Raw genomic sequence first — 12842 nt, forward strand, 5'->3', positions numbered from 1 at the left:
CATCGCCTCCATCGACCTGCGAAGGTCTATGGATCAAACTCAACCTGTAACGGATGTCCCCGAACGTCTGTCACCCATCTCCCCGGTCTGAACAGATGGAGGAGGGGCAGGGGTGGTGGTGTGCGCTCGGTGTCAGGGGATAAGCTCAGGGTGGCGTGGTCGCCTCCCCGAGTGCTTCCGGAAACGCACTGCCACCACCACCACCCCTGCCCCTCCTCCATCGAGGAGGAGGGGTTCTAGGGATTTATTTCTTCCTGAACGGCCCCGGCACGCGCTGGCCGCCCTGCCGCACCAGCATCCAGCCGGGATATTCCGGCGGCAGGTCCGAGACCTTGTCCAGCGCCGCCAGCTCTTCGGCGGTCAGATCGATGTCGGCGGCGGCCAGGTTGTCGTCCAGCTGCTCGACGGTCTTGGCGCCGATGATCACCGTGGTCACGAACGGGCGGCTGAGCACATAGGCGAGCGCGATGCGGGCCACCGACACGCCCCGCGCCTCGGCGATCTTCCGCATCTCGGCCACACAGGGCCAGGCGCGGTCGCGGTTGACCGGCGGGAAGTCGAACAGGGCCCGCCGCGCGCCTTCCGGCCCCTCGCTGTCGGGTCCGAACTTGCCCGACAGCAGGCCGCCGGCCAGGGGCGACCAGACCATCAGCCCCATGCCCTGGTCGGCCATCATCGGGACAATCTCGCGCTCGAGGTCGCGGCCGGCGATGGAGTAGTAGGCCTGCACCGTCTCGAACCGCGCCCAGCCGTGCTGGTCGGCCAGGCCATGGGCCTTCATCATCTTCCAGGCCGGCCAGTTGGAGCAGCCGACATAGCGGACCAGCCCCTGGCGGACCATGTCGTCCAACGCCCGCAGGGTCTCCTCGACGCGGGTGACGGTGTCGTTGCCGTGGATCTGGTAGAGGTCGATGTGATCGACCCCCAGCCGCTCCAGGCTGGCCTGGACCGCGTCCATCAGGTGGCCGCGCGAGGCGCCGCGGTCGTTGGGGCCGCGGCCCATCTCGCCAAAGGCCTTGGTGGCGATGACCACGTCCGAGCGCTTGACGCCAAGATTCTTCAGGGCCTGGCCGACCATCCGCTCGGAGGCCCCGGCGCTGTAGACGTCGGCGGTGTCGATGAAATTGACCCCGCTCTCCAGGGCCCGGCCGATCATGGCGTCGGCGCCCGCCTGGTCGACGCTGCCGATGGCGCCCCACATGCCGCCCTCGCCGGCGAAGGTCATCGCCCCCAGGCAGATTTCGGAGACAAAAAGGCCGGTCCGGCCCATCTGACGATACTTCATGATTTTGTTTCCTGACTTCGACAATTGAGGCGAACATCCGGCGGCCGGATGAATGTGATCACACTTTAGACAGGGCGCTCGCAGGAGCAGTTGCCGGTTTTCCAGTCTTGGCGATTCCCCAAACTGGGTTTTTCTTGGTCACTCGACACCGGTGACGGCGGACAGGCAGGGCCTCACCCTGTTTCCACAGGCGCAACCCGGATCGCTGAGCGGCGTTGTTCTGACATGACGCTGTCAATTCCATTGCTGAAAAACCGCCTTCTGGCCGCGCTGAACGCAGAGGATTTCGCGCGCCTGTCGACCTGGCTGACGGTCGTGGATCTGGAAAAGGGTCGCGTGCTCTACGAGCGCGGCGACACCATGGACATCGTATACCTGCCCAACGAATGCGTCATCTCGCTGATGACGCCGATGGCCAATGGCCAGATGGTGGAATCGGCCACCATCGGCTGCGAAGGCGCCCTGGGCCTGACCTCCAACGGTCCCCGCTACGCCACCGCCCGCGCCATGGTGCAGATGGGTGGACGCGCGGCGCGCATCGCCGCGGCGCGTCTGAGCGAAGCGGCCAGCCGCAGCCCCTCCCTGCGCACCGCGATCGATACCCAGGACGACGCCCTGCTGGGCCAGTCACTGCAGTCGGCCGCCTGCAACGCCCTGCACTCGGTCAGCGCCCGGTTCAGCCGCTGGCTGCTGGCCTGCCAGGACCGCACCGGCAGCGACACCGTTCCGCTGACCCAGGACACCGTCGCGGCGATGCTGGGGGTGCAGCGCACCACCGTCACCGCCGTCGCCGGCGAGCTGCAGAACCGCGGCCTGATCCGCTATCGCCGCGGCGTGGTCGACATCCTCGACCGCTCCGGCCTCGAGGCCATGGCCTGCGAGTGCTACGAGGCGGTCAAGAAGCTCTACCAGCGCACGGCGGGGCCGATCGACGTGGCGTGCTAAGCCCTCGCCTCTCCCCCGCCCCGCGCCTTCTGCGACACCTCCTCGGCCTTGCGCCCGGTCAGTTCCACCATGTGGTCGAACTGGGCCTCGAAGCTGCCCAGGCCCTGGGTCATCGAGCGCAGGTCGATGATGAAGTCCTGGCGTTCGGGGTGGGGCATGTAGACCTCGATGCGGTCCCAGCCCGGCCATTCCTCGCGCCCGTCGAAGCCCAGGATCTGGCCGCGCTTGTTGGAGATGGTCGAGGTGATCCGCGAGGTGGCGGTGTTGGGCGCATAGATGGTCAGCTTCTCGATGGGCTCGAGCAGGATGGGCTGGGCCAGGGCCAGGCCCTCGCTCATGCCGATGCGGCCGGCCGTCCGGAAGGCCATTTCGGAGCTGTCGACCGCGTGATAGCTGCCGTCGACCAGGGTCACGGCCACGTCGACGACCGGGAAGCCCAGCGGCCCCTTCTCCATGGCGTCGCGCACCCCCTGCTCCACGGCGCCGAACCACTGCCGGGGCACCACCCCCCCGGTGATCTTCTCCTGGAACTGGAAGCCTTCGCCCCGGGCCAGCGGCCGGATCTCCAGCACCACGTCGCCGAACTGGCCATGGCCGCCGGTCTGTTTCTTGTGGCGGCCGCGCTGGGTGACGGCCTTGCGGATGGTCTCCCGGTAGGGCGTGCCGGGCGGGGCGGTGACCACCTCGACCCCATAGCGGCGCCTTAAGCGATCCAGCGCGATGCGCAGATGCGCCTCGCCCTGGCCGGTCAGCCGCATCTCATGCGCCTCGGCGTCGTGGACGAGACCCAGGCCAGTGTCCTCCTCCAGCAGCTTGGCCAGCGACCCTGAGAGCCGGACGTCGTCCTTGCGGTCCTTGGTGGCGATGGCGATCTGGTAGACGGGATAGCGCGGCTCAGGCGCAACCCGGGCGGCGGCGGGCTTGCCGACGGCCAGCAGGTCGCCGGCATGAGCCTCCTCCAGCTTGCCCAGGGCGACGATGTCGCCGGCCTCGGCCTTGGCGATCTTGCGGGTCGTCTGGCCCTGCACGGCGAAGAGGCCGCTGACCCGGCCGGGATGGCCGTTGGGCAGCACCAGTTCGGCCCCGTCGTTCAGCGGCCCGCCGAACACCCGGGCATAGGTCATCTTGCCAGCCTGGCCCGCATGGCTGGCCTTGATCACATAGGCGCTGTTGCCCGGCGCCCCCAGCCGTTCGGCGGCCTGTTCGGGTCCGGGGGTGTCGTGGCGCAGGGCCTTGAGCAGGCGGCGCACGCCGTTGCCCTGCAGGGCCGCCCCGAAAAAGACCGGGGTGATCTGGCCGGCCTGGGTCTCGGCGATCAGGTCGGCGAAGACGGTGTCGCGGTCGGGGGTTTCGTCGCTGAGCAGCAGCTCCATCAGGGCGTCGTCATAGTCCGACATCTGCTCGAGCATATGGAAGCGGGCGTCCTTCTCCTCGGCCTGAAGCTCGGCGGGAATGTCGACCTGCTCGGAGGCCGTCCCCGGCCGGTAGATGAAGGCCCGTTCCAGGGCCAAGTCGATGAAGCCGGTGACGTGCTCGTCCTTCCAGATCGGGATCTGGCGGGCGACGACCGGGGTGGCGCTGACCGGCTGCAGGGCGGCCAGCAGGTCGCTGGCGCTGGCCCGCGCCTGGTCGATGCGGTTGACGAAGATGGCGTGGGGAATGCCCAGCCGCTCGACGGTCTTCAGCCAGGGCTGGGCCAGCAGGGCCTTGCCCGGGTCGGAGTCGATGACCACCAGGGCCAGGTCCACCGCCGGCAGGGCGTGGTCCATCTCGCTGCGGAATTCGACCGACCCGGGACAGTCGATCAGGGCGTAGCGGTCCTCCATGAAATCGAAACTGGCGATGTTGAGCTCGACCGACTGGCCGGCGGCCCGCGCCTCGGGGCTGGCGTCGCCCACCGAGCCTGGCTGGCCGACCACGGCCTGCCTGTCCACCGCGCCCGCGGCGTAGAGCAGCGCCTCGAACAGGGTCGTCTTACCGGCGCCGTTCGGGCCGATCAGCGCGATCGACCGAACGGCAGCAACCTTTCTGGAAGCCATGACAATCATCTCCACCTGTCGGCGGCGAGGACCCTGGCCTTGCAAAGGGGCGGGCTCGCCGCGCATTGACCCGCCCGTCACGGTCGGAGAGGCCGCGGGCGGCTGAGATCATCGAACACCCGGGGGTGGGCGGGGGCTAGGCACGAGTTCGTGAAGCTCTGGCTTGGCCAAGGTCGTGGCAACCGACGGAAAGCCGCCTTGGAAAACCAAGACGGCTCCGTTCGCACAAACCCTGTCGGCAGCTTACGCGCGGCGGATCAGGCGTATCAGCAGCAGCAGGATGACCGCGCCAATGGTGGCGCCGATGATGCTGCCTACGATCCCGTTGCCGGTAAACAGGCCGAACTGGCCGAAGAGCCAGCCGCCGATAAAAGAGCCCACGATTCCGACGACAATATTGCCGAGCAGTCCGAAGCCGTAGCCCTTGACGATGATACCCGCGAGCCAGCCGGCCACGGCGCCGACCAGCAGCCAGATAAGCAAGGTTTCAACTGACATGGTGTTCTCCCCAGCGCGGCAGGACGCCGCTCTGTGCAAGACAACCCTTGCTCGCGCGCTTGGTTCAGTCGGCTGTTACCGACAGCTTCGGAAGATTGATAGTTTTGCCAGGTAACCGGTATCATCACGGAAAAGCCGGAGTTTTCGCCATGGATCGCCGTTCAGTGCTCGCCGGCCTCGGTGCGACCACGCTGGCGACTTCGGCCCCGGCCAAGCCCGCCGCCTTTCCCATCGCCCAGACCACCGCCGGCAAGGTACGGGGCTATCTCGACGGGCCGATCAAAGCCTTCAGGGGCGTCCGCTACGGCGCCCCGCCCCGGCGCTTCCAACCACCGGCCCCGCCCGCGCCCTGGACCGCCATCGCCGAGGCCACGGCTTTCGGCCCCGGCTCGCCCCAGCGCAGCGACGAGGCCAACACGGCCGAGGACTGCCTGTTCCTCAACCTCTGGACTCCCGGCCTGGACGCGGCCCGGCGGCCGGTGATGGTCTATATCCACGGCGGGGCCTATTCGAACGGCTCGGGCTCCAGCCCGCTCTACGACGGCCGCAGGCTGGCCGAGCGGGGCGATGTGGTGGTGGTCACCCTGAACCACCGGCTGAACGCCTTCGGGCATCTCTATCTGCGTCGTCTCGCGCCCGGCTTCGAGGACAGCGGCAATGCCGGCATGCTGGACCTGGTCCTGGCCCTGCAGTGGGTGCGCAGCAACATCGCCGGCTTCGGCGGCGATCCGGGCAAGGTCATGGTCTTCGGCCAGTCCGGCGGCGGGGCCAAGATCGCCACCCTGATGGCCATGCCGGCCGCCGCGGGCCTGTTCCACCGCGCCGCCACCATGAGCGGCCAGCAGCTCACCGCCTCCGGTCCCGGCAACGCCACCAAACGGGCCCAGGCGATGCTGGCCAGACTGGGCCTGACGCCGCAACAAGCCGCCGAGGCGCCAGTGGAAAAGCTGGTCGAGGCGCTGGCCACCGTCGACCCCATCATCGGCTCGGGCGGCCTCTACATGGGCCCCGTCCTCGATGAGCGCTCGCTTACCCGCCACCCCTTCTATCCCGACGCCCCGCCGCAGTCGGCCGCCATCCCGATGATGATCGGCAACACCCATGACGAGACCCGGGGCCTGATCGGCCGGTCCGATCCCTCGACCTTCAGCCTGACCTGGGACGACCTGCCGGGGCGCCTGGGCCCACAGCTGCGGGTCGATATCGACCCCGACCTGGTGGTGGCGACCTATCGCCAGATTTATCCGGCCTACAGCCCCAGCGACGTCTTCTTCGCCGCCACCACCGCCTCGCGCTCCTGGCGGGCCGCCGTGGTCGAGGCCGAACTGCGGGCCCAGCAGGGTTCGCCCGCCTTCGCCTACCAGCTGGACTGGGGATCGCCCCAGGACGGCGGCAAGTGGGGGGCGCCGCATACGCTGGACATCCCGCTGGTGTTCGGAACCCTCGATGCGCCAGGCTCGATCACCGGGACGGCCGCCGACGCCAGGGCGGTCAGCCAGGCCATGCAGGACGCCTTCCTGGCCTTCGCCCGGGGCGGCGATCCGGGCTGGGCGCCTTACAGCCTGCCCCGGCGCCAGACGATGGTGTTCAATACGGTCAGCGCCCTGGCCGACGACCCGCGCGGGGCCGAGCGACGCCTCTTCGCCAAGGTCCCCTTTATCCAACAGGGAACCTAGAACGTATTCAGCAGCACCCTGAAGAAGGTGACGAAAGCCTGGATCAGCGCGTTGGACAGCACCGCCAGGATCATCACACTGAGCGCCGAGGCCGACCAGCCGACCAGAGCGGCCACCCCGTCGCGCTCGGCCAAGCCCAGGCCGAACACCGCCAGGGCGAACGAGGGCAGCATGTTGCCGAACGGGATGGGCAGGAAGACGATGATGGCCAGCACCAGGCACATCAGGCCGGTGATCCGGTCGAATACCCGGCCATAGAGCACGCTGAGCCGCCGGCGCAGGTGGCTCTCCAGCCAGGACAGGAAGGGCGTCACCTTCTCCAGCATGGCGGCGAAGTCGGAGCGGGTCATGGTCCGCTCGGTGACGATCCTGGGCAGCCAGAGGGTCTTGCGGCCCACCATCCACTGGGCGGAGATGAACAGCAGCGGCGCGCCCAGGATGGCCGAGACCCCCGGCGGCATGGGCAGGGCCAGGGGCGCGGCGAACACGAACATCAGCGCCCCGAAGGCCCGGTCGCCGAACGCTTCCAGCACATCGCTGACGGCCACGTGCTTTCGCCTGACGGCGGCGACGCCGGCCAGGATCTCGGAGACGCGAGGCGTTGGATTCTGGCTCATCGGGGAGGCGGGCCCATCTCTTCCGCCATACCGCGAAACCCGATTCCGGTCACGTGAATGCGAGGCAATCTCGCCCCAAGAATTCCTGCGGATTATTTCTTGCGGAAACTGGCCTCGATGCGGGCTTCCATGTCCGGCCCCCGGCCCTCGCCCCGGAACACCTCATGCGCCAGGCCGACCTTCATCGGCAGGCCGTCGGTCTCGCGCAGCAGCCGCTTGTTGGCCCGGTGGCTGAACCAGCTGTTGGCCAGGATGGCGCGGGCATAGGCCTCCAGGTCGCTCTCGAAACTGCCCTCCGGAAAGCAGACATTGGCCAGGCCGAACGAGGCCGCCTGTTCGCCGCTGTAGGTCTGGCAGGTGAACATCATCTCGCGGGCCTTGTAGGTCCCCACCCGCCGGGGCAGGCGCTGCGAGAGGCCCCAGACCGGCGTGAGGGCGAAGCGGGCGTGGGTGTCGCCGAACTTGGCCGAACTGGAGGCGACGATGAGGTCGCCGGCCAGGGCCAGTTCCAGGGCGCCGGTGTAGCAGTGACCGTGCACGGCGCTGATCACGACCTGGGGCAGGTCGGCCAGCCGCTCGATGATGTCGGACTGGAAGTGCGGCCGGGGCAGCTTCTCGCCGGCGGCGATGTCGGTGAGGTCATGGCCGGCCGAAAAGCAGCGGCCGGCCCCGCGCACGATGACCACGCCCACCCTCTCGGTCTGGCCGGCGATGGCCTGGACGTGGGCGTCCAGCTCGGCGAACAGGGCGACGTTCAGCGCATTCAGCTTGTCGGGCCGGTTGAGGGTGAGCGTGGTCAGCCCGTCCTCGTCCTTGCGCAGCACCAGATCGCCCATGGGCCCCGTCCCTGTTTTGCTTGATTGGCGCCATCGTCGGCTATCCGCGCCGCCGGGAGCAAGCCTTTCGTCGTGACCCCCTCACCTCTCAACTCCTCAGCCGTCATCCTGGGCACAAGACCCAGGATGACGGCTGAAGGGTGGGATGGCGATTGACGCTTGCTGCGGGCAGGATTGCCGGCAACTCAAGAATCGCCAGGGAGAACGCCATGCAGGTCGCCGGAAAAGTCGTCGTCGTCACCGGAGCCGCCGAGGGGATCGGCGCGGCCCTGGCCCGCCGCTTCGCCGCCGAGGGCGCGGCCCACGTCGCCGTGGTCGACCGCAACGCCGAGGGCGCCGCCGCCACCGCCAAGGCCATCGGCGGCAAGGCCTATACGGTCGATGTTTCCAACGGCGAGCAGATGGCCGCCATGGTCGCCGCCGTCGAGGCCGACCAGGGCCGGATCGACCTCTTCTGCTCCAACGCCGGCATTGGAGACGGCGATCCGGACCGGAGCAACGCCGCTTCCTCGCCGGACGCGGTGTGGATGCGGGCCTGGGGGGTCAACGTCATGGCCCATGTCTACGCCGCCAGAGCCGCCCTGCCCGGCATGATCGCTCGGGGCGAGGGCCATTTCCTCAACACCGTCTCGGCCGCCGGCCTGCTCAGCCAAATCGGCGGGGCGGTCTATTCGACCACCAAGCATGCCGCCATCGGTTTCGCCGAGAGCCTGGCCATCACCAATGGCGACGCCGGGATCAGGGTCTCGGTGCTGTGCCCGCAAGGGGTGGACACCGCCATGCTGCGCCAGGGCGGCGACCCGTCGGCCCAGCCCCAGAACCTCGACGGCGTCATGACCCCCGACGAGGTGGCCGAATGCGTCGTCCAGGGCCTGGCCGCCGAAACCTTCCTGATCCTGCCCCACCCGCAGGTGCTGACCTACATGCAGCGCAAGGCCGGCGACTATGACCGCTGGCTGGGCGGCATGCGGCGGCTGCGCGGGAAGATGATGGGGCTCTAGAAGCCTTCAGGTGGCTGATGTCCGCCGTTTCTCAGCCGCAGCCTGAAGATGTCTATCCACTCATGGTCCTTGGCGGTCAGCAAGTCCCACAACGGCCATTCCGGCGAGGCCTCGATGGCGTGGAGGATCGTCCAGTTCAGGCCCATGGCCGTGTCGCCGTTTTCGGGCAGCATTGAAATCAGCGCCTGAATATCGGCGCGCGACAGCGGATGCTTGAGCACATCCAGGAGCGGAACGAGCGCGTCCATTTCGGGAGTCGTGAGGTCGTCGTTGAACTCCGGGACAACCCGAAGCATTTCCGCAATGGCGTCTTGCATCCTACCGCCCGCCGACCGTCGCCACCCGCAGCGCGTTGGTCGTGCCCGGCTGGCCGAACGGCACGCCGGCCACCACCACGATCTCCTCGCCACGTCCCGCGAAACCCTCGCGCCGGGCCAGCGAGGTGGCCTTGGCCACGGTCTCGGTCATCGAGTGGACCTCGCCGACCTGCATGGCGTGCACCCCCCAGACCAGGGCCAGGCGGCGGGCGGTTTCCAGAACCGGGGTGAAGCCCATGACCGGCGCCTCGGGCCGCTCGCGGGCGATGCGCAGGGCGGTGGAGCCCGACTGCGAGAAGGCGCCGATGGCCTGGGCGCCGATGGTGGCGGCGACCTGGCGGGCGGCGGCGGCGATGGCGCCGGCGCTGGTGTGTTCGGGCTCGGGGCGGGAAGCGGCGTTGGCGGTGCGCCATTCCTCGTCCCGCTCCACCCGGGCGATGATGCGGTCCATCATCCGCACCGCCTCGATGGGATACTGGCCGGCCGCCGTCTCGGCCGACAGCATCACCGCGTCCGTGCCGTCCAGCACCGCGGCGGCGACGTCGGTGGCCTCGGCCCGGGTCGGGGCGGGCGAGGTGATCATGCTCTCCAGCATCTGGGTGGCGACGATCACCGGCTTGGCCAGGCGCCGGGCGCAGCGGATGATCCGCTTCTGGGCCATGGGCACGTCCTCGGGCGGCAGCTCGACCCCCAGGTCGCCCCGCGCCACCATCACCGCGTCGGAGAGGGCGACGATGCCCTCCAGGTCGTCGAGGGCCTGGGGCTTTTCGACCTTGGTCAGGATCCAGGCCTTGTCGCCGACGATGGAACGGGCCTGTTCCACATCCGCCCGCCGCTGGACGAATGACAGGCCGATATAGTCGACCCCCTGCTCCAGGGCGAAGGCCAGGTCCGCCAGGTCCTTGACCGTCAGGGCCGGGATCGGCAGCAGCACGCCCGGGACATTGACGCCCTTGCGGTCGGACAGCCGCCCGCCGGTCAGCACCTTGGTCTCCAGCCGGTCGGCCCCCTTGCGCACCACCTCCAGCCGGATGCGGCCGTCGTCGAGCAGCAACTGAGTCCCGATGCCGGCGGCCTCGATGATCTCGGGATGCTGCAGCTCGACCCGCCGCGCGTCGCCGGGGGTCGAGATCAGGTCCAGCCGGAACTCGGTCCCGGCCCGCAGATCGACATGGCCGCCGCTGAACCGTCCGACCCGCAGCTTGGGGCCCTGCACGTCGGCGAGCACGCCGATCGGCCGGCCGCTCTCCGCTTCGATCTCCCGGATCAGCTTCAGCCGGTCGGCGTGGTCGGCATGGTCCCCGTGGCTGAAGTTCAGGCGGAAGACATCCACCCCGGCGACGAACAGCTCGCGGATCATCGCCTTGTCGGAACTGGCCGGACCCAGCGTCGCCACGATCTTGGTGCGGCGGCGGCGGCGCGGGACGTCGAGGCTGACTGGCATGTGGGATACGCGTCTCGCTACGGAAAGGCCGGGCAATCTAGACCTGTTCGTCCCCCGAGCAAGGTGGAGCAAGGCTTGACGGCCGTAGCGTCACCGGCCTTTCGTGCCGCCAACAATCATGAGGAGCGCGCCATGGGTCCCTTCAAGCTGCTGATCGACGGAAAGCTGGTCGACGGCGACGCCGTCATGGACGTGGTCAATCCGGCCACCGAGGAGGTGCTGTCCCAGTGTCCGCGCGCCTCCAAGGCCCAGCTGGACCAGGCCGTGGCCGCCGCCAAGGCCGCCTTCCCGGCCTGGAGCAGGACCTCGATGGACGAGCGCAAGGCCGCCCTGGTGGCCATCGCCGACGTCATCCAGGCCAACGCCCCGGAGCTGGGCCGCATCCTGACCCAGGAGCAGGGCAAGCCGATCGGCGACGCGGTCGGCGAGGCCTATGGCGCCTCGGCCTTCTTCCGCTACTTCGCCAGCCTCGACCTGCCGGCCAAGGTCCTGGAGGACAGCCCGACCCGCAAGGTCGAGCAGCGCCGCAGGCCGCTGGGCGTCATCGGGGCCATCGTGCCCTGGAACTTCCCGCTGATCCTGATGGCTTTCAAGGTTCCGGCGGCCCTGCTGGCCGGCAACACCATCGTGCTCAAGCCCGCCGCCACCACGCCGCTGGCCACCCTGCGGCTGGCCGAGCTGATCAAGGACCTGCTGCCCCCCGGCGTGCTCAATGTCATCGCCGACGCCAACGACCTGGGCGGCGAGCTGACCAAGCATCCGGACGTGCGCAAGATCAGCTTCACCGGCTCGACCGAGACCGGCAAGAAGGTCATGGCCGGGGCCGCCGAGGCGCTGAAGCGCATCACCCTGGAGCTGGGCGGCAACGACGCGGCCATCGTGCTGGGCGACGTGGACGCCAAGGAGACCGCCGGCAAGATCTTCGCCGGGGCCTTCCAGAACAGCGGCCAGGTCTGCATCGCGGTCAAGCGCGCCTATGTGCATGACAGCATCTACGACGCCATGTGCGCCGAGCTGGCCAGGCTGGCCGACGAGGCGGTGATCGGCGATGGGCTGGAGCAGGGCACCCAGTTCGGTCCCCTCCAGAACAGGATGCAGTACGAAAAGGTGCTGGGCATCATCGAGGACGCCAGGAGCCACGGCACGGTCATCGCCGGCGGCGGCGCGACGCCCGGCAAGGGCTATTTCATCCGCCCGACCATCGTGCGCGACATCACCGACGGCAACCGGCTGGTCGACGAGGAGCAGTTCGGCCCGGTGCTGCCGGTGATCCGTTTCAGCGACGCGGGCGACGCGGTGGCGCGGGCCAACGCCTCGCCCTGGGGCCTGGGCGGCTCGATCTGGTCGAACGACCTGGACGCGGCCTGGGACCTGGCCGGCCAGATGGACAGCGGCTCGGTGTGGATCAACAAGCACGCCGAACTGGCCCCCAACATCCCGTTCGGCGGGGCGAAGTTCTCAGGGTTGGGGACCGAGCTGGGCGAAGAGGGCCTGGCCGAGTTCACCCAGCTGCAGATCGTCAACATGGCGCGATAGCCGGCTACTTCTGCGCGCTGCCCGCGATCGAGGCCGAGACCTCGGAGGCCATCCTGAAGGCGGCGTCGCGGTCGGTGACGCCGTAGCGGTCCGCCATCCAGGCGAAGTCGGTCCAGGCCACCCAGACCTGGCCGGCTTCATCCTGCACCACCAGCATCCGCACCGGCCAGTCCAGTCCGGCATAGGGGTTGGAGGTCAGGAACTGCACGCCCAGCGGCGGGTTGCCGAACAACAGCAGCTTGCTGGGGCCGAGCGGCAGGCCCGCGCCCTCCGCCAGTTGTGACTGGTCGATCTCGTCGAAGAAGCGGATGCCCTTGCTGGCGATGTCGGCCTTGAGGCGGGTAACGGTCTCGTCCAAGCCGTAGGCGCTCTTGACCCGGATCACGCCGGCCGCCGTGGCGGTGGCGGCGGGCTGGGCCGCGGAGGCGGGGACGGCGGCGGCGAAGACGCTGCCGAAAACGGCGGCGGCGGCGAGGGCGAGCGCCATGCGGCGGGGGGCCCCGGTCGGGTATCTGGTCATGGGATAATCTCCTGGTTGGTGGCCGGTTTCTGCCCGCCGCCCGACCGGCCGTGAAATGCCGTCTGGTTCCTCAGTCCATGCGCCCTGCGCATGGACCTCTCACAGCAAGAATGGCGATGCGCCCAGCG

At 68.9% G+C, this 12842-nt stretch carries 12 protein-coding genes; 4 read left to right on the plus strand and 8 right to left on the minus strand.

Annotation, left to right across the window (positions count from 1 at the left end):
* Positions 1 to 244: 244 nt before the first annotated feature.
* Positions 245 to 1285 carry an aldo/keto reductase gene (locus QO010_RS23220; protein ID WP_307353051.1) on the minus strand — a complete coding sequence of 347 codons (1041 nt, stop codon included), beginning with the start codon at positions 1283 to 1285 and terminating at the stop codon, positions 245 to 247.
* 243 nt (positions 1286 to 1528) lie between these two features.
* On the opposite strand from QO010_RS23220, the gene QO010_RS23225 reads away from it, so the two are divergent.
* Positions 1529 to 2230, plus strand: coding sequence for a Crp/Fnr family transcriptional regulator (locus QO010_RS23225; RefSeq protein WP_307353052.1), 702 nt, complete (start codon positions 1529 to 1531; stop codon positions 2228 to 2230).
* On the opposite strand, the gene QO010_RS23230 is transcribed toward QO010_RS23225, so the two are convergent.
* Both QO010_RS23230 and QO010_RS23235 read right to left on the minus strand, forming a co-directional pair.
* Positions 2227 to 4269, minus strand: a complete 2043-nt coding sequence (locus tag QO010_RS23230) for an elongation factor G (RefSeq protein ID WP_307353053.1) — start codon at positions 4267 to 4269, stop codon at positions 2227 to 2229. The two genes, QO010_RS23225 and QO010_RS23230, sit on opposite strands and share 4 nt — an antisense overlap.
* 243 nt (positions 4270 to 4512) lie before the next feature.
* On the minus strand, positions 4513 to 4767 hold the full coding sequence (locus tag QO010_RS23235; RefSeq protein WP_307353054.1) for a GlsB/YeaQ/YmgE family stress response membrane protein: 255 nt from the start codon (positions 4765 to 4767) through the stop codon (positions 4513 to 4515).
* Between the two features lie 149 nt (positions 4768 to 4916).
* Here QO010_RS23235 and QO010_RS23240 point away from each other — a divergent pair, with 149 nt between their 5' ends.
* On the plus strand, positions 4917 to 6443 hold the full coding sequence (locus tag QO010_RS23240) for a carboxylesterase/lipase family protein (RefSeq protein ID WP_307353055.1): 1527 nt from the start codon (positions 4917 to 4919) through the stop codon (positions 6441 to 6443).
* Here QO010_RS23240 and QO010_RS23245 read toward each other — a convergent pair.
* Positions 6440 to 7060: an exopolysaccharide biosynthesis protein gene (locus tag QO010_RS23245; RefSeq protein WP_307353056.1), complete on the minus strand. Its 621-nt coding sequence runs from the start codon at positions 7058 to 7060 to the stop codon at positions 6440 to 6442. The genes QO010_RS23240 and QO010_RS23245 overlap by 4 nt on opposite strands.
* A gap of 92 nt (positions 7061 to 7152) precedes the next feature.
* Positions 7153 to 7896, minus strand: a complete 744-nt coding sequence (locus QO010_RS23250; RefSeq protein ID WP_307353058.1) for an enoyl-CoA hydratase/isomerase family protein — start codon at positions 7894 to 7896, stop codon at positions 7153 to 7155.
* 209 nt (positions 7897 to 8105) lie between these two features.
* Between QO010_RS23250 and QO010_RS23255 the strand changes: the two genes are divergently transcribed.
* Positions 8106 to 8897 carry an SDR family oxidoreductase gene (locus QO010_RS23255; RefSeq protein WP_307353059.1) on the plus strand — a complete coding sequence of 264 codons (792 nt, stop codon included), beginning with the start codon at positions 8106 to 8108 and terminating at the stop codon, positions 8895 to 8897.
* On the opposite strand, the gene QO010_RS23260 is transcribed toward QO010_RS23255, so the two are convergent.
* The gene (locus QO010_RS23260; RefSeq protein ID WP_307353061.1) at positions 8894 to 9214 is read right to left on the minus strand and encodes a hypothetical protein; all 321 of its coding nucleotides are present in this window, start codon (positions 9212 to 9214) and stop codon (positions 8894 to 8896) included. The genes QO010_RS23255 and QO010_RS23260 overlap by 4 nt on opposite strands.
* Before the next feature lies 1 nt (position 9215).
* A complete protein-coding gene (pyk, locus tag QO010_RS23265) occupies positions 9216 to 10658 on the minus strand; it encodes a pyruvate kinase (RefSeq protein WP_307353062.1) in 1443 nt (480 codons plus the stop codon).
* Positions 10659 to 10790: 132 nt separating this feature from the next.
* On the opposite strand from pyk, the gene QO010_RS23270 reads away from it, so the two are divergent.
* Positions 10791 to 12194, plus strand: coding sequence for an aldehyde dehydrogenase family protein (locus QO010_RS23270; protein WP_307353064.1), 1404 nt, complete (start codon positions 10791 to 10793; stop codon positions 12192 to 12194).
* Between the two features lie 4 nt (positions 12195 to 12198).
* Here the strand turns inward: QO010_RS23270 and QO010_RS23275 are convergent, their stop codons facing one another.
* Positions 12199 to 12714, minus strand: a complete 516-nt coding sequence (locus QO010_RS23275) for a DUF302 domain-containing protein (protein WP_307353065.1) — start codon at positions 12712 to 12714, stop codon at positions 12199 to 12201.
* Positions 12715 to 12842 lie beyond the last annotated feature (128 nt).

It is taken from the genome of Caulobacter ginsengisoli, from assembly GCF_030814835.1.
GTDB classification, from domain to species: Bacteria; Pseudomonadota; Alphaproteobacteria; order Caulobacterales; family Caulobacteraceae; genus Caulobacter; species Caulobacter ginsengisoli.

What these genes read in the sequence shown, in the direction of transcription:
- QO010_RS23240 (WP_307353055.1), top strand. Translation starts at nt 4,917, where the DNA reads ATGGATCGCCGTTCAGTGCTCGCCGGCCTCGGTGCGACCACGCTGGCG.
- QO010_RS23230 (WP_307353053.1), bottom strand. Translation starts at nt 4,269, where the DNA reads ATGGCTTCCAGAAAGGTTGCTGCCGTTCGGTCGATCGCGCTGATCGGC.
- QO010_RS23245 (WP_307353056.1), bottom strand. Translation starts at nt 7,060, where the DNA reads ATGAGCCAGAATCCAACGCCTCGCGTCTCCGAGATCCTGGCCGGCGTC.
- QO010_RS23255 (WP_307353059.1), top strand. Translation starts at nt 8,106, where the DNA reads ATGCAGGTCGCCGGAAAAGTCGTCGTCGTCACCGGAGCCGCCGAGGGG.
- QO010_RS23235 (WP_307353054.1), bottom strand. Translation starts at nt 4,767, where the DNA reads ATGTCAGTTGAAACCTTGCTTATCTGGCTGCTGGTCGGCGCCGTGGCC.
- QO010_RS23220 (WP_307353051.1), bottom strand. Translation starts at nt 1,285, where the DNA reads ATGAAGTATCGTCAGATGGGCCGGACCGGCCTTTTTGTCTCCGAAATC.
- QO010_RS23275 (WP_307353065.1), bottom strand. Translation starts at nt 12,714, where the DNA reads ATGACCAGATACCCGACCGGGGCCCCCCGCCGCATGGCGCTCGCCCTC.
- QO010_RS23250 (WP_307353058.1), bottom strand. Translation starts at nt 7,896, where the DNA reads ATGGGCGATCTGGTGCTGCGCAAGGACGAGGACGGGCTGACCACGCTC.
- pyk (WP_307353062.1), bottom strand. Translation starts at nt 10,658, where the DNA reads ATGCCAGTCAGCCTCGACGTCCCGCGCCGCCGCCGCCGCACCAAGATC.
- QO010_RS23260 (WP_307353061.1), bottom strand. Translation starts at nt 9,214, where the DNA reads ATGCAAGACGCCATTGCGGAAATGCTTCGGGTTGTCCCGGAGTTCAAC.
- QO010_RS23270 (WP_307353064.1), top strand. Translation starts at nt 10,791, where the DNA reads ATGGGTCCCTTCAAGCTGCTGATCGACGGAAAGCTGGTCGACGGCGAC.